18 protein-coding genes are annotated in these 24,031 nt (G+C 64.1%); 7 read left to right on the top strand and 11 right to left on the bottom strand.

All coding sequences use genetic code 11. From position 1 onward, the window contains the following. Positions 1-35: 35 nt before the first annotated feature. On the bottom strand, positions 36-2,084 hold the full coding sequence (gene shc / locus WJU21_RS07435; RefSeq protein WP_346322770.1) for a squalene--hopene cyclase: 2,049 nt from the start codon (positions 2,082-2,084) through the stop codon (positions 36-38). Between the two features lie 54 nt (positions 2,085-2,138). Beyond that, entirely contained in the window at positions 2,139-2,723 is a 585-nt protein-coding gene (locus tag WJU21_RS07440) for a hypothetical protein (RefSeq protein WP_346322771.1), read from the bottom strand. A gap of 120 nt (positions 2,724-2,843) precedes the next feature. Between WJU21_RS07440 and WJU21_RS07445 the strand changes: the two genes are divergently transcribed. Beyond that, complete coding sequence (locus WJU21_RS07445) at positions 2,844-3,227, top strand: hypothetical protein (RefSeq protein WP_346322772.1); 384 nt, start codon at positions 2,844-2,846, stop codon at positions 3,225-3,227. Between the two features lie 7 nt (positions 3,228-3,234). Here the strand turns inward: WJU21_RS07445 and WJU21_RS07450 are convergent, their stop codons facing one another. The 5 genes from WJU21_RS07450 to WJU21_RS07470 form a co-directional block, all read right to left on the bottom strand. Further along, positions 3,235-4,428: a hypothetical protein gene (locus WJU21_RS07450; protein WP_346322773.1), complete on the bottom strand. Its 1,194-nt coding sequence runs from the start codon at positions 4,426-4,428 to the stop codon at positions 3,235-3,237. Positions 4,429-4,575: 147 nt separating this feature from the next. Continuing rightward, positions 4,576-5,583, bottom strand: coding sequence for a ferrochelatase (gene hemH / locus WJU21_RS07455; RefSeq protein WP_346322774.1), 1,008 nt, complete (start codon positions 5,581-5,583; stop codon positions 4,576-4,578). Positions 5,584-5,614: 31 nt separating this feature from the next. Next, a complete protein-coding gene (locus tag WJU21_RS07460) occupies positions 5,615-6,649 on the bottom strand; it encodes an NADP-dependent oxidoreductase (protein WP_346322775.1) in 1,035 nt (344 codons plus the stop codon). Beyond that, positions 6,639-7,655 carry an NADP-dependent oxidoreductase gene (locus tag WJU21_RS07465; protein WP_346322776.1) on the bottom strand — a complete coding sequence of 339 codons (1,017 nt, stop codon included), beginning with the start codon at positions 7,653-7,655 and terminating at the stop codon, positions 6,639-6,641. Before WJU21_RS07465 ends, WJU21_RS07460 begins: the two co-directional genes overlap by 11 nt. Positions 7,656-7,782: 127 nt before the next feature. Continuing rightward, a complete protein-coding gene (locus WJU21_RS07470; protein ID WP_346322777.1) occupies positions 7,783-8,571 on the bottom strand; it encodes an alpha/beta hydrolase in 789 nt (262 codons plus the stop codon). Positions 8,572-8,825: 254 nt separating this feature from the next. Here WJU21_RS07470 and WJU21_RS07475 point away from each other — a divergent pair, with 254 nt between their 5' ends. After that, entirely contained in the window at positions 8,826-9,254 is a 429-nt protein-coding gene (locus WJU21_RS07475; protein WP_346322778.1) for a phasin family protein, read from the top strand. Between the two features lie 133 nt (positions 9,255-9,387). Here the strand turns inward: WJU21_RS07475 and WJU21_RS07480 are convergent, their stop codons facing one another. The 4 genes from WJU21_RS07480 to WJU21_RS07495 form a co-directional block, all read right to left on the bottom strand. Further along, on the bottom strand, positions 9,388-10,752 hold the full coding sequence (locus WJU21_RS07480) for an MFS transporter (protein ID WP_346322779.1): 1,365 nt from the start codon (positions 10,750-10,752) through the stop codon (positions 9,388-9,390). Positions 10,753-10,908: 156 nt separating this feature from the next. Next, positions 10,909-13,590 (bottom strand): TonB-dependent receptor, encoded by a 2,682-nt coding sequence (locus WJU21_RS07485; RefSeq protein WP_346322780.1) that lies wholly within the window; start codon positions 13,588-13,590, stop codon positions 10,909-10,911. A 377-nt stretch (positions 13,591-13,967) separates the two neighbouring features. Continuing rightward, on the bottom strand, positions 13,968-16,658 hold the full coding sequence (locus WJU21_RS07490; RefSeq protein ID WP_346322781.1) for a TonB-dependent receptor: 2,691 nt from the start codon (positions 16,656-16,658) through the stop codon (positions 13,968-13,970). 401 nt (positions 16,659-17,059) lie between these two features. Continuing rightward, a complete protein-coding gene (locus WJU21_RS07495) occupies positions 17,060-19,717 on the bottom strand; it encodes a TonB-dependent receptor (RefSeq protein ID WP_346322782.1) in 2,658 nt (885 codons plus the stop codon). A gap of 349 nt (positions 19,718-20,066) precedes the next feature. Between WJU21_RS07495 and WJU21_RS07500 the strand changes: the two genes are divergently transcribed. Genes WJU21_RS07500 through WJU21_RS07520 form a run of 5 tightly spaced genes read left to right on the top strand, consistent with a single transcriptional unit; the run spans position 20,067 to position 24,024 of the window. Continuing rightward, the gene (locus WJU21_RS07500; protein ID WP_346322783.1) at positions 20,067-20,474 is read left to right on the top strand and encodes an antibiotic biosynthesis monooxygenase; all 408 of its coding nucleotides are present in this window, start codon (positions 20,067-20,069) and stop codon (positions 20,472-20,474) included. Between the two features lie 20 nt (positions 20,475-20,494). After that, entirely contained in the window at positions 20,495-20,899 is a 405-nt protein-coding gene (locus WJU21_RS07505) for an antibiotic biosynthesis monooxygenase (protein WP_346322784.1), read from the top strand. 34 nt (positions 20,900-20,933) lie between these two features. Further along, on the top strand, positions 20,934-22,172 hold the full coding sequence (locus tag WJU21_RS07510; protein ID WP_346322785.1) for a cytochrome P450: 1,239 nt from the start codon (positions 20,934-20,936) through the stop codon (positions 22,170-22,172). 4 nt (positions 22,173-22,176) lie between these two features. Beyond that, positions 22,177-23,208: an NADP-dependent oxidoreductase gene (locus WJU21_RS07515; protein WP_346322786.1), complete on the top strand. Its 1,032-nt coding sequence runs from the start codon at positions 22,177-22,179 to the stop codon at positions 23,206-23,208. 36 nt (positions 23,209-23,244) lie between these two features. Continuing rightward, entirely contained in the window at positions 23,245-24,024 is a 780-nt protein-coding gene (locus WJU21_RS07520; RefSeq protein WP_346322787.1) for an SDR family oxidoreductase, read from the top strand. Positions 24,025-24,031: the final 7 nt, after the last annotated feature.

Consider the following 24,031-nt stretch of genomic DNA (forward strand, 5'->3'; position numbering starts at 1 on the left):
CGCGTCGCCGGATCGCCACGTAGATTTTTTGGTCCCTACAGGGCCTCGTTGCCGAGCCGTGCCAGGTATTTCCGCGCCCGGCCCATGGCCATCAGCGGGAAGTAGTGGCGGTAGAGGTTGTAGTTGATCATGAAGCCGCGGCTGAGCTCGATCGACTGGCCCAGAGTCTCGGCGGCGCCGGTGTCCAGGTCGATGTGGCGGCCAAGGCCGTAGCCTGGAAAGCCGGTCCCGGTATATTCCGCCTCGTCCCAGCTGCCGTCTTTCTGGCGCGACGAGAGGAAACCGAGACCCTTCTCGATAACCGCACGGTCCTGGGGCCGGCCAACGGCGAGCAGCGACATCAGCGCCCAGGCGGTTTGCGACGCCGTGCTGTCGCCCTTCCCCGCCAGCGACCGGTCCATGTACGAACCGCAGCTCTCGCCCCAGCCGCCATCCGCGTTCTGGTGGGCGATGGTCCAGTCGGCGGCGCGGGCGATATAGGCCTCGCGCATGTCCTCGCCCACCGCCCGCAGCGCCGGCAGCGCGGCCGAGGTGCCGTAGATGTAGTTGACGCCCCAGCGGCCCCACCAGCTGCCGTCCTTTTCCTGCTCCTTGCGCAGGAAGGCGACGCCGCGCGCAACGGCGGGATGATGCCGGTCGTAGCCGAGCACGCCGAGGGCTTCCAGCACATGGGCGGTGACGTCGACGCTGGGCGGATCGAGCGCCTCGCCGAAGTCGCTGAACGGGATGCGGGTGAGGATCGCGGCGTCGTTATCGCGGTCGAACGCCGCCCAGCCGCCGCCCCGGCACTGCATGGCCAGCACCCAGTTCACCGCCCGGGCGATCACCGCGCCGATGCCGCGCGCCTGCCATCCGGGATCGTGGCGGTGCCGCGCCAGCACGATCAGCGCCACGGCGGTATCATCCACGTCGGGATAGAACTGGTTGGCGTATTCGAACGCCCAGCCGCCGGGTTCGACGCCCTTCACCTTTTGCGACCAGTCGCCGTAATGGCGCACCTCGTTGTCGAGCAGCCAGCCGATCGCCTTGCCGACCGCCTCCTTGTGCTCGTCCTGTGCCTCGCAATCTTCCATGGCGAGCAGGGTCAGCACCGTGTCCCACACCGGCGACACCGACGCCTGGATGTTGACGGCGACACCGTCCTCGTCGGCGGTCTCGTAGGACCAGCGCGGATCGTTAAGCGCCGCCAGCCCCTTGGCCATCACCGGATGGCCCATGGGATAGCCCTCGATGTGCAGCGCCAGCAGGCTGTAGATCCAGGGCGGCTGGATGCCGCCCCAGGCGCCGTCTGCGTCCTGATGTTTGACGATCCATTCCAGCACACGGGCGATGGCCGCCTCGCGTCCCGGGACCAGGTTATGGGTCTGGGCGCCGTGCAGGATCCTGTCCGTGCCCATGAAGAACTGTTCCCAGGTGAACGGCCTGATCTTCTTCGGCAGCGAATAGTCGAATGACGCGCGGCCGCCGGGGAACAGCTCGTCGAGCGTGCGGCCCTTGCCGAGCGGCCGCGACGGCCGGCGCGCCGACAGCACGGCGATGGGCATCAAGGTCGCCCGCGCCCAGGACGCGAAATTGTAGATGCTGAACGGGAACCACAGCGGGAAGCGGATCACCTCCGGCGGGATGTTCGGCGTCTTGTCCCACGGCCATTCGCCGATCAGCGCCAGCCAGTAGCGGGTGAACACCCGCACGTTGCGCAGGCCGCCCTTGGCGAAGATCCAGTCGCGCGCCTTCGCCATCACCGGATCGTCGGCCGGCAGACCCATGCAGCGCAGCGCCGCATAGCTTTCCACGGTGGCGTTGATGTCGCCGGCGGGCGCGCCGTGATAGATGCACCACGACCCGTCCTCGCGCTGGCCGCGCAGGATCGATCGCTTCAGGCCGGGCAGATGCGGGTGATCGTGCAGTCCCAGAAAGTGTAGCGCCAGCACCCATTCCGCTTCCATGCAGGCGTTGGTCTGCAGCTTGCCGACCCAGTAGCCGTCCGGATGCTGCGTCGAGACCGACCACGCGAACCCGTCGCGGATCGCGCCGCGCAATATGTCGTCCATGGCCTGGCCGGACAGCGGGGTTTCGACGTTCATGCTCGTCCCGGGCGTTTCCGTTGCGCCGGTTTTGGCGTCAGCGGATACCGCGTGTCAAGGGCGGCGCCTCCCGAACCGCTTCAGAACCTGCCCGACAAGCGCGACGAGTCCGCCGGCGGCGGCGAAAAACATTAGCCTGTTCCAGCCCGTCAGGAGTTGCGGTCTGGCCGCAAACCTCGCGATGACGAGCATGATCGACGTGCCGGCGCTGGCCAACTGATCCCAACTGGCTTTCGCTACCACCAGGTGGCGAACCTTGGCGTGGGAACTCCGGTTTCTGGCGCGAGGCCGGTGAGCCAGCGCGCGCTCCGGCACATGCCAGAGAAAATGCCAGGAGCTGAGGCAGATGCCGGTCCAGATGGAGACGGACGTGAAGATCCAGCCCTTGTCGATGTAACCGCCGCGCGCACCGGCAAATCCCATCAGGCACAGCGCCGTTACCGGAACGCCCGCGAGAAGGAAGCGGGCCAGATAGCGCAGGCCTTTGTCGAACTCACGGATGAAGATCTCGCGCTCGCCCGCAGTCACCTTCCGGGCCGCGCCGCGCATATTCTTGCGATAGAGAAATGCCTCGCCGTCCGGCTGAAATTGCTCGGCAAATACGTGGCGGGAGCGGTCGAAAAAACGGTCGATGAACATAAGGCGATCATGCAGCGGCGCCGGCGCTCGAACAAGCGCCGCCCGGAAGATTTTGAACGTTGAGCGCCTCGAAAAACTGCTACCTTGCTGACGGATTTCACTAAAAGGGGGAGACCTTTCATGCCGCGTTTCGTTCTCATCGGGCTCTGCGAGCCGCCCAGCGCCGACAAGCAGGCGCAGTTCGACGAATGGTTCGTCGACCAGCACATCGAGGACACGGCCCATTGCCCGAACTTCGTGCGCGGCAGCGTGTTCAAGCTGGCGGGTGCCCATCTGGGCAGCGAGACCGTGTCCGGCTACCTGTCGCTCTACGAGGTCGAGGCGCCCAGCTATGAAGAGGCCGAGCGCGTCCTCAACGAGTGGCAGCGCGACCCAAAGGCATGGGAAGGCCGCCAGAAGCATCTGGACACGGCGGAAAAGTTCGATGGCATGCCCCTCGCCGTCAAGGGTTCGGGCTGGTACGAGCTGATCAAGTCGTTCGACGGACCGGCGGCGAAGAAATAAACCGACCCTATTCGGCTGGCGTTCCGAACAGCACGGCCATCAGGCCCAGGAACGCCAGCCCCAGATAGAGGCCGGCGCGGCCGTGCCGGCCGGTGCGCCGTGCCGCCAGCGCGGCGATCAGGCTCTGCAGGGCGTAGTAGAGCGCGAAGGCCCGCGAGGCATAGCTGATGATCTCGAACACATTGGCAGTCCAGGTCAGCAGCAGGCCCACCGCCACCAGCAAGCTGTAGGCCCCGCGCGCCGGGATGCGTCCGCGGCTGAGTTCCTCGACCAGGCCGCCGGAGCCGTTGGTGTCCGCCACCGCCGCGCTGAGCTGGGCGGCGAGCGCGGCGACGACCAGCATGGCCGGCAGGACCGGCGCCACCACCCGCATCATGTCGATGATGGCGGTTTCCGTCAGCGCCACGCCATTGGCGCGGAAGACGAAGGCGATCAGCAGGATGTAGGCCATGTAGATCGCGGCCGACAGCCACTGGGCCAGCTTCATGGAACGGATGCGCGTGGCTGCGTCGTAGTGATCCCGCAGATAGCGCGACGTTTCGAAACCCTGCACGGTGATCAGCAGGCCGAAGGCGAGGGTGACGCTGGCGACAGGCGTCAGTGTTGGCGGCGCGAAGACCAGGCTTGCGCCGGTGGCGCGGTCATGGAAATACCAGCAGAGGCCAACCAATAATCCGGCGATAATCGCCAGCTTGATGCCGACCGACACCTGCTCAAGGCGCTCCAGCGCCGAGAATCCGCGCAACCATCCCACGGCCAGGATCAACAGCAGCATGGCGCTGGTCAGCAGCCGGGCATAGCGGGTGTCGTCGAACGGCGTGAGGCTGACGCCGAACGAGCCGAACAGGTTGAGGTAATAGGCAACCGAAATAAAATAGGCGACCGCGAGCACCCATGACGCCGCGTCTTCGATCTCGGTCTCGGTTCTGGGGCGCGCGGCCCCCTCGGCGTCGAGCCGGCTGATGTTGAACCGGATTGCCGAGCCGAAGAGATAGGCGACGAGGCAAAGCAGCGCCATGACCAGCGGCGCCAGATAACCATAGGAGACGTTGAGGATCGGCCCCAGCACCAGAAAGCCGCTGCCAATGATCGATGCAAGCGGCGTTATCGTCGCCCGCCACATCCGCGAACGGGCCAGCCGGGGCATCAGCAGGAGTCCCGCGACCCCGGCAGTCACCAATGCGATGAGCGCGTTTTCCATCCCGGCCTACCGGCAAAGCCCCTGATTGCAGGGCAACAGGGCCCGCTGCTTCCCGAAGGATCAGGGGACCATTTCCGGCATCATTGCAAATACGTGCGGGACGTTCCAACCAGGAAAAATTCGGCTTCGGCCATGCTCAGGGTCCGTTCAGCGGCCGGCCCAGCCGGCGATCTCGCGGCCGATCAGCCCGTCGAGCAGCGCGACGGCGGGCGGCGTATCGTTGAGGCAGGGGATATAGCTGAACTGCTCGCCGCCTGCTTCCAGAAAGGTCTCGCGGCCGCGTTCGGCCATTTCCTCCAGTGTTTCCAGGCAATCGGCGAGGAAGGCGGGCGCGATCACCGCCACCTTCTTCACACCTTCACCGGGGAGCGCGGCCAGCACCAAGTCGGTATAGGGTCGGAGCCATTCCATGGCGCCGAAGCGGGACTGGAAGGTCATGCGCAGCCGGTCCTCACCCCAGCCCAGGCGCTCGCGCAGGCGCTGCGTCGTCAGCAGGCACTGATCGTAATAGGGATCGCCCTCGTCGACATATTTTTGCGGCAGGCCGTGATAGGAGGCGATGATGACATCCGGCGGCGAGGACAACGCGGCGACATGGTCCTCGATGGACCGGGCCAGCCCCTCGATATAGGTTCGGTCTTCCGGGAACGCCGCGGCGGTGCGCAATTCTGGCTGCCAGTCCAGGGCGCGAAGGCCGGCGGTGACGGCGTCATAGGCCGATGCCGTCGTGGTGCCGCTGTATTGCGGATAGAGCGCGATGGCCAGGATCCTCGTGCATCCCCGGGCTCGCAGGCTTTCCAGCTTGTCGCGCACCGATGGCGTGCCGTAGCGCATGGCCCAGTCGACGACGACATCGTTGCGCGTCTGGCCGGCGCGGGCGGCGACCGCCTCGGTCAAGGTGCGGGTAAAGTGGCGCAGCGGCGAGCCGTCGGCATCGTCGCGCCAGATCAGCTGGTAGGCCTTGGCGGCTTTCCTCGGCCGGAACGGTAGGATGAACAGGTTGAGAATGGGCTGCCAGATCAGCGGGTTGGTGGTGATCACCCGCCGGTCGCTGAGAAACTCGCGCAGATACCGCCGCACGGCCTGCGGCGTCGGCGCGTCGGGTGTGCCCAGATTGATGAGCAGCACACCGACGGTTGAATCGGTCTGGGTCATGGCTCCTGTACGGCTGGCATGCCGCTCCGGTTCAGCCGATGCGGCACAGCTGCTTGCCCAAATTCTGGCCGTTGAACAGCCGCATCAGCGTGGCGGGCACGTTGTCGAAGCCTTCCTGTACATCAGCGGCGAAGCGAATCCGGCCGTCCCGGGTCCAGTCGGCCAGCCGGGTCCAGGCTTCGCCGAAGCGGGCGCTGAACTGACCGAGCAGGAATCCGCTCATGGTCGACGGGTTGTTGACGATGCGCATGTAGTTGCGCGGCCCCGGCCATTCGCCGTCGGCCACGTTGTAGCCCGAGATGCCGCCGCAGATGACGATGCGGCTGCCGAGGGCAATGTTGTCGAGCGCCGCCTCGAGGATTGCGCCGCCCACATTGTCGTAGAACACGTTGATGCCGGTCGGGCACAGGCGCTTGAGCTGGGCCGAGACGTCGTCGGTCTTGTAGTCGACGGCCGCATCGAAGCCCGCGTCCCCGGTCAGCCAGCGGCACTTATCCGCGCCGCCGGCGATGCCGATCACCCGGCAGCCTGAGATGCGCGCGATCTGGCCGGCAATGGAGCCGGTCGCGCCCGCGGCGCCCGAGACCACGACCGTGTCGCCAGCCCGGGGTCTGCCCACGTCCAGCATTCCGAAATAGGCGGTCAGGCCGGTGATGCCGAGGACCGACAGCGCCATCTCCTCGGTCACGCCGGTGGGCAGCTTCTTCACCGGCAGCAACTCGCCCGCCACGTCGACGACGGCATATTGCTGCCAGCCGAAGAAGCCGGTCACCCGGTCGCCGGGCTGGAAGTCCGGATGACGCGAGGCGATCACCTCACCCGCGCCCTGGGATCGCATGACGCCGTTCAGTTTGACGTTGGAGCCCTGCCCCGGCACTTCGCGCACCCAGCCGCGCATGGCCGGTTCGTAGGCGATGTGGGTGACGCGGACGGCGACCTGTCCGTGCTTCGGCTCGGCCAGCTCGGCCGTGGCCTGCACGAAATTGGCCTCCGAGATCGCAGTCTCGGGACGGCTGGCGAGCAGCCATTGGCGGTTCTGGGTCACGGCGCCTGCCTCAACCGACACGGTTGAGTTGCTTGCCCAGGTTCTGGCCGTGGAACAGACGCAGGAACGTGGACGGCACATTCTCGAAGCCGTCCTGCACGTCGACGGCGAATTTCAGCTTGCCGTCACGCACCCAGGCGCCCAGCTCGGCCGACGCCTCGCCGAACCGCTTCGAATATTGGCCGAGCAGGAATCCCGCCATGCTGGAGGATTTCAGGATCAGCGCCATGTAATTCTTCGGCGGTTGCGGCACCGAGCCGGTGTTGTAGCCCGAGATGGCGCCGCACAGGGTGATGCGCGCGCCCACCGCCAAATTGTCCAGCGCGGCTTCGAGAATCTCGCCGCCCACATTATCGTAGAACACGTTGATGCCGTCGGGCGCCAGCTCGCGCAGGCGCTTGCGGACGTTCTCGGACTTGTAGTCGATGGCCGCGTCGAAGCCGGCAGTCTCGGTCAGCCACGTGCATTTGTCGGGGCCTCCGGCGATGCCGATGACCTTGCACCCTTTGATTTTCGCGATCTGGCCGGCGATGGAGCCGGTGGCGCCCGCCGCGCCCGACACGGCGACCGTATCGCCCGGCTGGGGTTTGCCCACATCAAGCATGCCGAAATAGGCGGTCAGGCCGGTAATGCCGAGCACGCTCAAGGCCATTTCCTCGGTCACGCCCGGCGCGAGCTTCTGCACCGGCAGCAACGCGCCCTTGGCGTCGACCACAGCATATTCCTGCCAGCCGAACATGCCCGAGACCTTGTCGCCCGGCTGGAAGTCGCGATGGCGGGACTGGATCACCTCGCCTGCCGCCATCGACCGCATAACGCCGCCGATCGGAATCGCGGCCATGTAGCCCGGATTGTCGGCCATCCAGCCGCGCATGGCCGGCTCGAACGCAATATAGGTGATCTTGACCAGGATCTGGCCGTCGCCCGGATCGGGCACCGGCGCCTCGGCCAGTTTGAAATTGTCGGGGCTGACCATGGCGGACGGCCGGCTCGCCAGGGTCCATTGCCGATTGACCAGATTGCTCATGACATCCTCCCGTTGTGTTCGGGTAGGACCATATCAGAGCCGGCCGCGAGGAACAGCCGTTTGACGCGTCGGCGTCAGACCGACCGTCTTCGCCGGTCCCTGGCGCCGGGACGTCGGCCCGCGCCGATTACCCGTAGAACAGTGCCCTGAACCCGCCCCGGTCGAACTGCTGCCAGCCGTCCTCGGGCAGCGCCAGCCGATCAGCGACGGCGTAGAGCACCAGCGGATTGAAGCCGAGCCCGGTGTGGCTGCCGACCACCTGGATGTTGTCGGTATCGGGACCGGGCTCCTCGGAGCAGACCTGCCACGCGGCAACGCCGTCGGTTTTCGAGAAAATCGCCGTGCACGGCACCGGCGGACGCGAACGGTGCACGGCGCGGATGTGCTCGGGTGCATGGCCGATCATGTCGCCGGACAGCACTTCATACAGCTCGGCGATCTCCCTGTTGGTGCCACCCTGTCCGGCGCTGCCGAACGGACTGCCCATGGTGATCACCTGGCGGATAGCGTCGGGAATATCGCGGGCGATCTGCCGGGCGAAGATGCCGCCCAGGCTCCAGCCGACAAGGCTGACCTTGCGTTCATAACGGGCGGCGAGGTGATTGGCGCGCTCGACCATGCGCTCCTCGATGTCGCCGCGCGGGCCGACATTGCGCCCCAGCGCCCAGGGATGTACCGCGTAGCCCAGCGCCTGCAGATAGGTGCGGAGCACGGCCGTCGAGGTATCGGTGCCCATGAAGCCGGGAATCACCATGACGGGATGGCCGTCGCCGCGCGGCGCCTGCCCCAGGCAGGGCGCCGCGAAGGGCAGCAGGCCCATCTCCATCATGGCCCGGGCAGGCTCGAGCATGGACCATATTGCAGGAGGTGGGTCGTAGTGCCGTGCGCCCAGCGTCACATGCGCATCCGCATTCATATTGTTTCCTCGCCGTTGCGCCCATTCACTGGGCGTCTCTCCCAAGGGCACCACTATACCTAGTTAAAGGGCTTCGTCACCAATCAGTAACATATCTGGGTCGAAGTGGTTCAAAGGCGAACTCGACGATTTGTGCGAGCACGCTTGCTTTTTGCGGTTGCAAAATAAACCCTGGCAGATATATTGCAGTGCAACAAGGACGGGATAATCCCGCAACACCGATAACTGGCAGCTTACCGAGTTAGGAGATCACCATGTCGCAGACCAATCCGTTCGCCGATGTGTTCGAGAACTGGACCAAGGGCTTTTCGCAGTTCACGGGCGCCGTCCCGGGCATGAACGTCGATGGCCTGATGAAGGCCGGCCAGGCGAATATCGCCGCCCTGACCGAAGCCAACCGCATCGCGCTGGAAGGCCTGCAGGCCGTCGCCAAGCGTCAGCAGGAAATGGCTGTCGAAGCGTTCGGCGAATTCCAGGAAACCGCCAAGACCATCGGCGCCGGCAAGGGTGCCGAAGTCTTCGCCAAGCCCGTCGAACTGGCCCGTGGCAGCTTCGAGAAGTCGGTCGCGAACATGAAGGAACTGGCCGAGCTGGCCGGCAAGTCGCAGACCGAGGCGTGGGGCATCATCGGCCGCCGCGTTCAGGAAAGCATTTCCGAAGTGCAGACCTCCACCAAGAAGTAATACCGGTGCACGTAGCCGCCGGCGCATGGGCCTAGACTCGTGCGCTGGGCGGCTCGCATGCGCCCCTTATGGCGGCGACATCGGCAGCCGGCATCCGGACTGCCCGATTCCCCGGGGAACGCTCCCCTGGCTGTCAGGCTGACGCCGTCTGCGCCTCGATCCGCGCCAGGCTGGCGCGGTAGTGCTTCAGGCCCAGGATCAGCAGGATCACCCCGAACGGGATGCCGATGCAGTTGATCAGCGCCAGCGCCTCGCCCAGCATCTGCTCGTTACGGAAAACGTAGGTGGTGAGAAATCCCACCATCGTGCTGCCCAGGCTGATCCCCACCACACTCGACAGGAACACATAGAGCGCGCCGATCTTGGCGCGCATCTGGTTGGGCGTGATCGACAGCAGGGACGCGCCCGCCAGGCCCGCCGGGACCGCGCCCATGAACTGGCACGGACCGAGCAGGAACACCGCCCAGTCCAGGGTCGGCGACCACAGGAAAGTCAGGGCGGCGACCGGTCCCAGCGGCGCAGTGCAGATCAGGCTGGCGCGAAGCATGGCGTCGGCATGACCCCGGCGCGCCAGATATCCGGCGAACCATCCCCCGAAGAATGTCCCCGAGGTGCCGCAGATCAGCAGCACCACGCCATACCAGTACCCGGCATGAATCTGGGTGGTGCCGAACTCGCGCACCAGATGCTGCACGACCCAGCCGAAATTGGCGTAGGCCACCAGAACCATGGTGGTGAAGGCGACGAGAATATGGGTGAACGTGCGGCCGTGGGATCGCAGGTGGCGGAAGAACTCGCCCATCTGGGCAGCGCCGCCGACCGCCTCCTCGCTGCGGATTCGGCCGCGGCGGAACGGCTCGCGAATGGTCAGGATCAGCACGGTCAGCAGCAAGCCGGGCAGGCCGACGCAGATGAAGGCGAGTTGCCACGGCCGCACTTCGCCCAGCAGCCAGACTTCGGTGATGCCGACGGTATTGATCGCGCCAAGCAGCGTGGCGCCCAGCATCAGCGCCAGGCCGATACCCGTGAGATTGCCCATGGTGAAGACGCTCATGGCCATGGCCAGCTTCTGCCGGGGAAAGTAGTCGCTGATGATCGAATAGGCCGATGGGCCCAGCGTCGCCTCGCCCACGCCGACGGTGATGCGGGCGACGAACAGATGGACAAAGTTCCCGGCGAGGCCGCAGGCGGCGGTGGCGAGGCTCCAGAACGTGACGCCCAGGGCGATGATATTGCGCCGGTTGAGCTGGTCCGCAGCCAGCGCGATGGGTACCGACATCAGCGCATAGAAGATGCCGAAGGGCGGACCCTGCAGCAGGCCGATCTCGAAATCGTTGAGACCCAGATCGGCTTTGATGTCGCTGACCATGATGGCGATGATCTGCCGATCGAGGAACGACACGATCGAGGCGATGAACAGGATGATGACCACATACCAGGCATAGGCCGGGTTAGGCCATGACGGCTCCGGCGGCCGGGCGGTGGGGGGTGCCTGCATGGGGGGCCTTCGGTTTGGCGGACGGTGCCGGAACGGCCCGCCCTTTTACTCGAGTTTGACCGAGCGGAAAAGTGGCTGGAGCCGTTGCCGGTCTCGTGGCCCCAAAAACAAGAACGGGCGCCGAAGCGCCCGTCCAGGTCGAGAATAATGCGGCGTCTAGAAGTGGTAGGCCACTTCCAGGCCATAGGTCCGCGGGCGACCATAGATGGTCATGTTCCACAGGCCGGCCACCGAGTTGGCGCCGATCCGCTTGTATTCGTTCAGGATGTTCTTCACGAACGCCGTCACGCGGTAACGGGAGTCGCGATCTTCCCAGGTGGCCGAGAAGTCCCACAGGAACCGGCTCTCCATCTGGGTGTTGAGCGAGTTGAACACCGAGGTTTCGGCGGTCGACTGGTAGTTGCCCGTCGTGTTCAGGGCCAGATGGCCACTGTCGGCGAGATCGATGTCATAGGTGATCGAGCCACCGATCTTCCACTTCGGCGAATACGGCACCTTCAGGTGCCTCAGGTCTTCGTTGATGAACCAGCCATTGGCCAGCGTGTAGCCGGTGTACAGACCGTCGCCGTTCCGGTCGAGCAGGAACTGCTTGTACTTGTGGTCCATGTAGGCGGCCGAGAGGTCGATGTGCAACGCGTCGGTGGGCTGCCAGTTGATTTCAGCCTCGACGCCGATGTTGCGCGACTTGCCGGCGTTCACGTTGATGGTTTCCTGGGTGGTGTTGCCGGCCACGTCGGTGTAGGGCACCACCTGCGAGCGGATCAGGTCGCTGTACTGGGTGTAGAACACCGAGATGTTGGTCTGCAGCGAGTTGTCCAGCCAGCGGGCCTTCAGGCCCAGTTCCGCGTTCCAGTTCTTTTCGGGCTGGAAGGGAATGCAGGTTGTGGGGCTGGAGCAGGTCTCGGTGTAGCCGCCCGAGATGAAGCCGGTCGCGTAGCTGGCATAGACCATGGCTTCGTCGGTGACCTTGTAATCCACCACGGCGCGCCAGGTGATCCGGTCCCAATTGTCCTTGGTGTTGACGACCAGGCCGTACTGCTCGTCGGGAAGCGGGAGGACCCGGGGGTCGATGTCGACAGGCTCCAGACCACCACGCGAGATGACGTTGGAGCGGATGTCGCGGCAGGCGCCGTTGACGTCCGTCGACATGTGCTCGAACGGCGTGTACTGGTTGCACAGGCCGCCTGCATTGGCGCGGCGGAAGAAGCTCTTCTCGTCGAGCGTCCAGCGGACGCCGGCGGTGAAGCGCAGGCGATCGGTGACGTCATAGCTGCCGTCGAAATAGACCGCGTATGTGGTCCGGTCCTGGCTGGCGCCGCCCGTGGCGGGATCGGTCAGATAGGACAGGTCGAGATTGATGAAGCCGCGGTCGTCCAGGAACGGATTGCCGTTGATCGGCCGGCCGTAATAGTCATCGGTCTTCGGCAGCAGGCCGGACAGGCCCACGGTCGAGAACGCCCGCATGTCGACGTTGTCTTCCTGATAGGTGGCGCCGGCGACGAAGTTGAACGGACCGTCGAAATGGGTGGCGGCGCGCAACTCGACCTGGATCTGCTCGCGCTCCAGGTTGCGGCTGGCGTCGAACAGGCTGTTGAAGGGCTCGCCCGGATAGGTGCTGGGCAGGATTTCCTTCTGCTCGCGATAGGCGGTGATCAGCTTGAAGTCGACGTCCTCGAGCTTCAGGGTCTGCTGCAGGTTGTAGCCCATCACCTTGACGTCATGGCCCGACGGGATGCAAAGCCCCTTGGTGTTGTTGTCGAGGCACTGGTTGTCGATGGCCGACACCCACTTGCCCGGCTGGTTCACATCACGGCCATCGAAGCCCAGCAGCGGCATTAGCATGGATTGCGGGCCGCCATCCGGATCGATGGCGCCGATGGCCGGCGAATCGTTCTCGCTGACCACGGACTCCGAATTGTCCCGCAGCATTTCCACGATCAGGTAGGCTTCGTAATTGTCGGTCGGCGTGAACAGCACCTTGAACTTGCCGGCGAACACTTCGGTGCCGTTGGCACGGCCACCCGCCGCGCGGCCGCTGGTGCCGGGCAGCGCGAACAGTTCCGGCGGGAGCTGCGACGGCGACAAACCGAACAGGCCATAGAACGGCACGTTGTTCGGCCAGCCGCTGGCGTCCTTGGTGTTGCTGTAATAGCCGTCGTCGTAGTCGTAGATGGCGGTCATGCGGATCGCCAGCTTGTCCTCGACCACCGGCACGTTCACGGCGACCTTGCCCTTGCCGATCTTGCCGTTGTTGCTGTCGAACATGCCGATCTGGAATTCGATGTCGCCGGTGAATTCGTTCATCTCCGGACGCTTGGTGATGATCGAGATCGCGCCGCCGGTGGCATTCTTGCCGAACAGGGTGCCCTGCGGACCGCGGTAGACCTCGACCCGTTCCACGTCGAACAGTTCGACGAACTGGGCCTGCACGTTGTTGAGGCCAAACTCGTCGACCAGGATGGCGACGGAACTGTCCTGGGTCACCAGGATGCCGTTCTGGCCGGTGCCGCGGATACCGCCCGAGACAGCGCGGAAGCCGGCCATCTGGCCAAGCGCCACACCGGCCGACATGTCCGATACCGCGAGAATATCGTTACGGAAGGTCTGCGCCAGGGCGGTTTCCGTGATCGCCGTGATGGCGATCGGCACTTCCTGGACGGATTCTTCGCGCTTGGTGCCCGACACGGTGACGGACTCGAGGCCCTTCGCCATCGGCGCGCCAACGTTGGCGACAGGCGGCGGGACATTGTCCTGCGCGAATGCCGGTCCGGCAAGCATCCCTACGCCCATGGCCACGGCCATGGCGTAAGTGCTCGCCCTTGTTCTGATGTCCCTCATGGAACCTCCCCAAATGTTTGTTACAGCGTTCCGGCTTGTGCCGGTCCTTGATTTCGTTTTCCGTGGAGAATCCCAGCAGCGGCAGCGCGTAAAAGTATCCAGTTCAGATGCTTTTTTAGCCCCTGTCTTCCGGCTAGTTTACGCGCAATCCGGGCCCTTCGGCTGCCCCACGCCCTATGGACGTCTGTTGAGTTTCCCCACTTCCATTGGCTCACGCACCAAAAAAATCAGCCTGTGCGGTTACCAATCGATCTGACGATAATTCAAATCGCGGCGGGCGTCACCTCAAAAATCAAGCGTGATTGTATGATGCCGACGAGCGGAAAAGAAAGCGGGCGCCGAAGCGCCCGCCGGTAGCAAAGCAAAGGATGCGGCGTCTAGAAGTGGTAGGCCACTTCCAGGCCATAGGTCCGCGGGCGACCATAGATGGTCATGTTCCACAGGCCGGCCACCGAGTTGGCGCCGATCCGCTTGTATTCGTTCAGGATGTTCTTCACGAACGCCGTCACGCGGTAACGGGAGTCGCGATCTTCCCAGGTGGCCGAGAAGTCCCACAGGAACCGGCTCTCCATCTGGGTGTTGAGCGAGTTGAACACCGAGGTTTCGGCGGTCGACTGGTAGTTGCCCGTCGTGTTCAGGGCCAGATGGCCACTGTCGGCGAGATCGATGTCATAGGTGATCGAGCCACCGATCTTCCACTTCGGCGAATACGGCACCTTCAGGTGCCTCAGGTCTTCGTTGATGAACCAGCCATTGGCCAGCGTGTAGCCGGTGTACAGACCGTCGCCGTTCCGGTCGAGCAGGAACTGCTTGTACTTGTGGTCCATGTAGGCGGCCGAGAGGTCGATGTGCAACGCGTCGGTGGGCTGCCAGTTGATTTCAGCCTCGACGCCGATGTTGCGCGACTTGCCGGCGTTCACGTTGATGGTTTCCTGGGTGGTGTTGCCGGCCACGTCGGTGTAGGGCACCACCTGCGAGCGGATCAGGTCGCTGTACTGGGTGTAGAACACCGAGATGTTGGTCTGCAGCGAGTTGTCCAGCCAGCGGGCCTTCAGGCCCAGTTCCGCGTTCCAGTTCTTTTCGGGCTGGAAGGGAATGCAGGTTGTGGGGCTGGAGCAGGTCTCGGTGTAGCCGCCCGAGATGAAGCCGGTCGCGTAGCTGGCATAGACCATGGCTTCGTCGGTGACCTTGTAATCCACCACGGCGCGCCAGGTGATCCGGTCCCAATTGTCCTTGGTGTTGACGACCAGGCCGTACTGCTCGTCGGGAAGCGGGAGGACCCGGGGGTCGATGTCGACAGGCTCCAGACCACCACGCGAGATGACGTTGGAGCGGATGTCGCGGCAGGCGCCGTTGACGTCCGTCGACATGTGCTCGAACGGCGTGTACTGGTTGCACAGGCCGCCTGCATTGGCGCGGCGGAAGAAGCTCTTCTCGTCGAGCGTCCAGCGGACGCCGGCGGTGAAGCGCAGGCGATCGGTGACGTCATAGCTGCCGTCGAAATAGACCGCGTATGTGGTCCGGTCCTGGCTGGCGCCGCCCGTGGCGGGATCGGTCAGATAGGACAGGTCGAGATTGATGAAGCCGCGGTCGTCCAGGAACGGATTGCCGTTGATCGGCCGGCCGTAATAGTCATCGGTCTTCGGCAGCAGGCCGGACAGGCCCACGGTCGAGAACGCCCGCATGTCGACGTTGTCTTCCTGATAGGTGGCGCCGGCGACGAAGTTGAACGGACCGTCGAAATGGGTGGCGGCGCGCAACTCGACCTGGATCTGCTCGCGCTCCAGGTTGCGGCTGGCGTCGAACAGGCTGTTGAAGGGCTCGCCCGGATAGGTGCTGGGCAGGATTTCCTTCTGCTCGCGATAGGCGGTGATCAGCTTGAAGTCGACGTCCTCGAGCTTCAGGGTCTGCTGCAGGTTGTAGCCCATCACCTTGACGTCATGGCCCGACGGGATGCAAAGCCCCTTGGTGTTGTTGTCGAGGCACTGGTTGTCGATGGCCGACACCCACTTGCCCGGCTGGTTCACATCACGGCCATCGAAGCCCAGCAGCGGCATTAGCATGGATTGCGGGCCGCCATCCGGATCGATGGCGCCGATGGCCGGCGAATCGTTCTCGCTGACCACGGACTCCGAATTGTCCCGCAGCATTTCCACGATCAGGTAGGCTTCGTAATTGTCGGTCGGCGTGAACAGCACCTTGAACTTGCCGGCGAACACTTCGGTGCCGTTGGCACGGCCACCCGCCGCGCGGCCGCTGGTGCCGGGCAGCGCGAACAGTTCCGGCGGGAGCTGCGACGGCGACAAACCGAACAGGCCATAGAACGGCACGTTGTTCGGCCAGCCGCTGGCGTCCTTGGTGTTGCTGTAATAGCCGTCGTCGTAGTCGTAGATGGCGGTCATGCGGATCGCCAGCTTGTCCTCGACCACCGGCACGTTCACGGCGACCTTGCCCTTGCCGATCTTGCCGTTGTTGCTGTCGAACATGCCGATCTGGAATTCGATGTCGCCGGTGAATTCGTTCATCTCCGGACGCTTGGTGATGATCGAGATCGCGCCGCCGGTGGCATTCTTGCCGAACAGGGTGCCCTGCGGACCGCGGTAGACCTCGACCCGTTCCACGTCGAACAGTTCGACGAACTGGGCCTGCACGTTGTTGAGGCCAAACTCGTCGACCAGGATGGCGACGGAACTGTCCTGGGTCACCAGGATGCCGTTCTGGCCGGTGCCGCGGATACCGCCCGAGACAGCGCGGAAGCCGGCCATCTGGCCAAGCGCCACACCGGCCGACATGTCCGATACCGCGAGAATATCGTTACGGAAGGTCTGCGCCAGGGCGGTTTCCGTGATCGCCGTGATGGCGATCGGCACTTCCTGGACGGATTCTTCGCGCTTGGTGCCCGACACGGTGACGGACTCGAGGCGCTTGGCCATCGGCGCGCCGGCAGGCGCCGCCGCGGCAGGACCGGGCGGAGGGTTCTGCGCCAGGGCCGGCGCGGCAATCAAGGGTGCGCCCATGGCCACGGCCAAGGCGCACACGCTTATGGTGTGTCTGATTGAAAGCTTCATTCGGATTCTCCCCCCGATACGCTTTGTGACACTGGCGGCTTCCGGACTCTCTGCTCCGGTTACCCCCCAGTAAGCGGACGATACAAAGCAGACACTGCGGCGTCATCAACAAAGATCAGACATGAATGTATTTTTTCTGTTTTCCGCCTTTCGTGCTCTTTATGCAACACCCCCAGACATCTTCGAGCCTAAAACCACTGATGACCCAAGGGGTATCCTGTGTTTTCCGGAACCATGCAAACTCGCACCTCATTTGCGGAAACATCACATTAAAACAGTCCCTAATGTTCTTTTCTTTCGTCTCTCTAGGTCACGAAAAAAGGGCGGACGCCGAAGCGCCCGCCCTAAAGTGTCAGTCGGATTCGTAAGGCGCGGCGTCGCCGCCGCACCCTTCGAACGGCTTAGAACTTGACGCCGAATTCAGCGCCGAATTCACGCGGACGGCCCCACATGGTGAAGTTCCACAGGCCGGCCACCGAATTGGCGCCTGTGCGATACCGCTCGTCGAGGATGTTCTTGACGTAGGCGGTCACGCGGTACCGTTCGTTGAGGTCGCGCCAGGTGACACTGGCGTCCCACAGGGTGCGGTCGCTGTACTGGGTGTACAGCGAGTTGAACACCGACGATTCGGATTCCGACGTGTAGTTGACGGAGGTGTTCCAGGTCAGCGTGCCCGCATTGCCGACCAGCATGTCGTAGGTCACGCCGGCGCTGACTTTCCAGCGCGGCGAGAACGGCACCGACAGGTCCGACAGATCCTGGCCGCCCAGCATGAACTCCAGGTACTTGTGGTCCATGAAGCCCACGGTGAAGTCGAACCGCAGATCGTTGGTCGGCACCCAGGTGGCTTCCAGCTCGACGCCCAGGTTGCGCGACTTGCCGGCGTTAATGTTGGTGGTTTCCTGGGTGGTCAGGCCGAACGGATCGGTGAACGGCACCACCTGCGAGCGCACCAGGTTGGAGTAGCGGGTGTAGTAGAACGAGAGGTTGGTCTGCAGGGTCTGGTCGAAGAACCGCGCCTTGATGCCGGTTTCGGCATTCCAGTTGGTTTCCGACTCATAAGGCGCGCAGGTGGTGATGCTGGAGCAGGTCTCGGTGAAACCGCCGGGGATGAAACCGGTCGAATAGCTGGCATAGACCATGGCGTCGTCCCAGGCCTGATAATCCAGCACCGCACGCCAGGTGAGCTTGTCCCAGTTGTCGTGGAAGGTGTTGTTGATGCCGAAGGCGCTGTCCGGCAGCGGCAGATTGTGCGGATCCGCATCGGCGATGGTGAAGCCGCCGCCCACGCGGGAGATGGTGTTCGAGCGCTTGTCGAGACAGACGCCGCCCACGGTCACCTGGTCGCGCGCCGGCGTATTGGCGGTGCACGGACCGCCCGCATTGGCCCGGCGGAAGAACGTCTTCTCGTCGAACGTGTAGCGGCCGCCCAGGGTGAAGCGGAGCCGGTCGGTGATGTCGTAATGGCCGTCGGCGTAGATCGCGTAGGTGTTACGCTTCTGGCGGGCGCCGGTCATGGTCGGGTCGTTGATGTAGTCGAGGTTCAGATTGATGAACCCGCGGTCGTCCAGGAACGGGTTGCCGTTGGCCGGGTTGCCCAGCGCCGTGTCGGTCTGGGGCAGCAGGCTCGAGAGGCCGACCGTCGAGTAGGCCAGCATGTCGGTCTTGTCGTAGGTGTAGACCAGGCCGGATACGAAGTTGAACGGACCGTCGAAGGTGGTCGATCCGCGCAGCTCGACCTGGACCGAGTTGCGGGTGGTGTTGCGCGAGCTGTCGAACAGCGACAGGAAGGCTTCGCCCGTATAGGTGTCCGGCAGGATTTCCGTGGTGTGGCGATAGGCCGTGATGAGCTTCAGGTTGAAGCTGTCATAGGTCAGCTGCTGCTGCAGATTGTAGGCCTCGACACTGACCCGGTGCCCCTTGGTCTGGCAAAACGCGCTGCCGCCGGGGCAGTTGTTCGTTGTGCCGGTGCTGTAGACGTCGGTCTGGCCCGTGGTGTGGATACCGTCGAAGCCCAGCCGCGCCAGCGTGAACACCGACGGATTGTTGCGCACGAAGGTGCCGTTGGAAAGACGCGTCACGCCCGAATCGATCTGGCCCAGTGCCGGCGTTTCGTTGACGCCGGGCACGGCCTCGGACCGGTCGCGCAGGAACTCGAAGATGAAATAGGCTTCGTAGTGATCGGTCGGCGTGAACAGCACCTTGAACTTCGAGGCGAAGGTATCGGTGCCGTTGAGGCGCTCGCCGCCACCCTTCTTGGCGGTGTTCAGCTCGGGCGGCAGCGGCGGATTGGCCGTCGGCAACCCATAGAGCGAATAGATCGGAATGTTGTCGGGAAACGCACTGGCGGCCTTGTCGTTGCGGAAAAAGCCGTCATCGTAGTCGTAGAGAGCGGTAAAGCGGAACGCCAGCTTGTCGTCGACGACCGGAATGTTCAGGGCCAGCTTGCCCTTGCCGATCATGCCGCCGCCCTTGCTGTCGAACTTGCCGATCTGGCCCTCGATCGCACCGGAGAATTCGTTCATCTCCGGCCGCTTGGTGACGATGGAAATGGCGCCGCCGGTGGCCGACTTGCCGAACAGGGTGCCCTGCGGACCGCGATAGATCTCGACCCGATCGACGTCGAACATCTCGACGAACTGCGACTGGACGCTGGTCAGCGCGAAATCGTCGAGCAACAGCACGACCGAGCTGTCCTGGGTGGTCAGAATGCCGTTCTGGCCCGTGCCGCGGATACCGCCGGCGACCGCGCGGAAGCCCGGCACCTGGCCAAGCTGCACGCCAGGCGACAGGTCGGATACGGCCAGGATGTCGGTGCGGAAGGTATTGGCCAACTGCGACGCGGAAATCGCCGACAGGGCGATCGGCACGTCCTGCGCCAACTCATCGCGCTTGGTGCCCGAGACGGTCACCGATTCCAGCGAGCCGACAGACGCACGGTCAGGTGCGGCGGACGGAAGCGCGGCAGGCGCGTCGCTCTGGGCGAAAACCGGTGACCATGCACCCGCAATAGCCAATGCTATAGACGCGCACAGCGCGCGCCTTGATGAAGCACTCATTAAGGAACCCCCTTCGGTTCTGGTGGTTGTCGCGCCCGGTTGACCCGGGTCGCCTTGCTACGCGGCGGACAATAGTCGCGTGAAATCAATCACGTCACGCAAAACCGTTCACGCGTGACTTTTGAAAACGACAAACCTGAACCGTGTGGCGGCAAAGCAACAAATCGACAATCGGGCCTATTTGTTTCCGGCAGTGCGGCGCCCTCGCCGGCAGCCCGCAAGCACACCCGTTAACGCTTGACTTGGCGGTGCGCGCAGCCCCACACTCGCCACAACAATCACGCATGAAGGTTTCATGGGGCGACGGGAAGCGCCCTGGGGAGCCCCAGAAAAAACGGGGACGGCAGGCATGGCGACGATTCTGGCGCACATCCAGATCAGGCCGGGCAAGGAAGCCCGGTTCGAGGAATTGCAGGGCGCGCTGTGGCGCAGCACGCATGCGAACGAGCCGGACACCACCCGCTACGAGTTCTTCCGCGGCGAAAAGGAAGGCTGGTACTACGGCCTGCTGTCGTTCAAGGACTTTCAGGCTTTCCTGGTGCACCAGTCCAGTGATGCCCACGAGGAATTCGGCGGCCAGTTCGGCGACGTGGTGCAGGACATCCGTATCGAATGGGTCGACGCCATCGAGGGCGCCAACGCGCTTGCACCGACCGCGCCGCAGGACGCCCCGCCGGGCGCCAGCGACCTGGTCCGGAAATACAGCAAGGACTATGCGGTGCGCATGGCCGACTGGTGGAAAGCGCTGCGCAACTAGGGGATCAGGGGAGACAGGCCATGGCGACATTCTTCGCCCACATCAAGATTTTCGACGGCAAGGAAGCCGAGTTCGAGAAGGTCGCCCGGGAGCTGTGGAAAAACACCCACACGCTCGAAAAGGACGTGCTGCGCTACGAATATTTTCGGTCGCAGACGCCGGGCCACTATTACTGCCTGCTGTCGTTCAAGGATTTCAATTCCTTCATGGTCCACCAGACCAGCGATCACCATGAAGCGCCCGACTTCGGCGCGCTGCTCGAGAGCAACCGGCTGGAATGGCTCGACCCGGTCGACGGCGCCTCCGACCTGCCGGCGACCAATCCGCAACCGCTGCCGCCGGGCGCCAGCGAATTGGCCCGGCGCTATTCGCAGGACCACGGCGTGGTCATGCAGGACTGGTGGCTGAAGCTGCGCAACCGGTGAGGTGCGCCGCGGCCGAAGAGACAGCGAGGAAGCCATGAACCAGGAAAAAATCGACATTCGCCTGCTTGATCCGGCCAGTGTCGAGTGCCCCTATCACGACTACCAGCGGCTGCGCGAGGAAGCGCCGGTCTACCGGATGCCGGAGACCGGCTGGTACGTGGTCACGGCCTACGATCTGTGCCGCAAGGTGGCGAAGGACTGGGAGACGTTCTCGGATCAGCTCAGCGACTGGTCGCAGGAAACCCTGTGGAAGAACCCGGAAATCCCGGCGATCTTCGAGAACGAGGGCTGGCCCCGCGACCAGATCCTGTCGCGCGATCCACCGCTGCACGACATGTACCGGAGCCTGGTGGACGTCTCGTTCACCAAGAGCCGGATCGACGCCGTGGAGCCGTTCATCACCGGCCTGGTCAATGAGCTGATCGACAAGTTCATCGACAAGGGCGAGTGCGACTTCATCATGGATTTCGCCTACCCCCTGCCCATGCACGTCATCGCCGACCGGCTGGGCCTGCCGGCCGAGGACCTGCCCAGACTGAAATTCTGGTCCGAGGAATGGGTGCTGCCGCACGCCCACACCATGAGCGAGCAGCGCGAGGTGGAATGCGCCCGCAACATCGTCGAACTGCAGCGCTACCTGGCCGAAAAGTTCGAGGAAAAGCGGCTGAACCGCGACGACCGGATCATCAGCGACCTGGTGCACGGCAAGTTCAACGGCGAGCGCGACCTGACCACCCGCGAGATCATGTCCATGGTCGAGCAACTGCTCGTGGGCGGCAACGAAACCACCACCAACGCCATGTCGTCGGGCATGATGCTGCTGATCCAGAATCCGGACCAGTATGCGCTGGTCCAGGAAGACCCGAAGCTGATCAAGAACTTCGTCGAGGAAGTGCTGCGGGTCGAAAGCCCGACCCAGGGCATCTTCCGTGTCGCCGTGAAGGATGTTGAACTGGGCGGCGTGATGATCCCGCGCGGCTCCATGATCAACATGCGCTTCGGGGCCGCCAACCGCGATCCCAAGGTATTCGCCGAACCGGACCGGCTCGACGTCTGCCGCAAGAACGCCGGCGCGCATCTGGCCTTCAGCACGGCCGAGCATCATTGTGTGGGTGCGCCTTTGACCCGGCAGGAAATGAACATCGCCTTCAAGATCCTGTTCCAGCGGATGAAGAACTTCCGCTTCGCCGAGGGCAAGAACGACTTCCAGCACCAGGGCAATTTCATGGTGCGCGCCCTGAAGCACCTGCACGTCACTTTCGAGAAGCGTTGATCCCATGACCACACTCCGCAATGACAGCCGCAACCGCCAGCTCTTCATGACCCGGTTTCCCAAGGGCGAAGCCGGGCCCGGCGACTTCGAGGTGCGCGAGGCGCCGATGCCGGAGCCCAAGGATGGCGAGGTGCTGGTCGAGATCCAGTACCTGTCCGTCGACGCGGCGCTGCGGCTGATCATGCGCGACAGCAAGGACTTCCTGTTCCGGGTCCAGCCCGGCGACCTGGTGCGCGGCGGCGTGGCCGGCAAGGTGGTCGAATCCCGCAACCCCAAATTCAAGCAGGGCGACTATGTCACCGGCGGTCTGGGCGTACAGAATTATGCCGTCTCCGACGGCACCGGTCTCGAGAAGGTCGACACCTCCATCGCACCGCTCCCGCAATGGCTGGGCGGCATGGGCGTATCCGGCCTGACCGCCTATTTCGCCGTCACCGAGGAATGCAAGCCGGGCCCCGGCCACACCATGGTGGTGAACGGCGCGGCCGGCGCCGTCGGCTCCATCGCCGGGCAGATCGGCCGGATCATGGGCGCCAGGGTGATCGGCATCACCGGCAGCGATGAGAAGGCCCGCTGGCTGACCGACGAACTGGGGTTCGACGTGGCCATCAACTACAAGAAGGGCGACCTTTACGAGCAATTGGTGGAAGCCGCGCCCGACCGCATCAATTCGATCTTCGACAATGTGGGCGGCGATATCCTCAACGAGAGCCTGCGCTGGATTGCCCTGCGCGGCACGGTTCTGCTGTGCGGCTCGACGTCGCAATACACACAGGAAAAGATGGAAGGCCCCAGCAATTATATCTGGCTGGGCACCATGCGCGCCCGGATGCAGGGCTTCGTGGTCTACGACTATGCGGACAAATTCGCCGCCGCCCAGCAGCAACTCGCGGCCTGGGTAAAGGACGGCAAGCTGGTGATGCGGGAAAATATCGTCGACGGCGACGTTGGCGACTTTCCGGACGTATTCCAGCGGCTCTATCATGGCGAGAACCGGGGCAAGATGGTGATCCGCCTGCCGGCGGCGACCGCCTAGAAACAATCCACAGGGAAGTTGAAAGGAACAAACGGGATGGGTGCTCTCGATCTATTCAAGCTGGACGGCAAGGTTGCCGTCATCACGGGTGCGGGCAAGGGCATCGGCCGGGGCATCGCGCTCGCGCTGGCCGAAGCGGGCGCCGACATCGCCGTTGCCTCGCGCAGCAAGGACGAACTGGACCGGGTGGTCAAGGAAGTGCAGGAGCGCGGCCGCCGCGCCATCGCGGTGCCGACCGATGTGACCAAGATGGAATTCCTCGAGAACCTGGCCAAGCGCACCCAGGACGAACTGGGCGGTCTCGATATCTGGGTGAACAATGCCGGCGGCCTGCCCGACGGCATTCCGCGCTGGCTGACCCGCACGTCGGAAGAGCAGTTCATGGCGCAGATTGACCTGAACATCAAAGCGGTGTGGGCGGGCTGCGTGGTCGCGGCCAAGGCCATGGGCGACAAGGGCGGCGCCATCGTCAACATCTCGTCGCGCGCGGCCAAGGACATGGGCCCGAACCTGAAGAATGGTCCGTACGGCGCATCGAAGTCGGCAGTGAACAGCCTGACCGCCACCTTCTCGCGCGAATTGGCCCCGAAGATCCGCGTCAACGCGGTGGCGCCGGGCCCGATCCCGACCGAGAACTTCATCGATTCCATGAAGATGCACACGCCCGAGCGCGAGGCCGAGCTGAAGGAATATATCAAGCTCCCGCTCGAGCGCTGGGGCACGCCCGAGGACATCGGCGCCGCCGTACTCTACATGTCCTCGCCCGCGTCGGGCTGGGTGACCGGCCAGTGCCTCTATGTCACCGGCGGCTCCTGAGCCACGC

It is taken from the genome of Emcibacter sp. SYSU 3D8 (genome assembly GCF_039655875.1).
Taxonomy (GTDB): Bacteria; Pseudomonadota; Alphaproteobacteria; order SMXS01; family SMXS01; genus RI-34.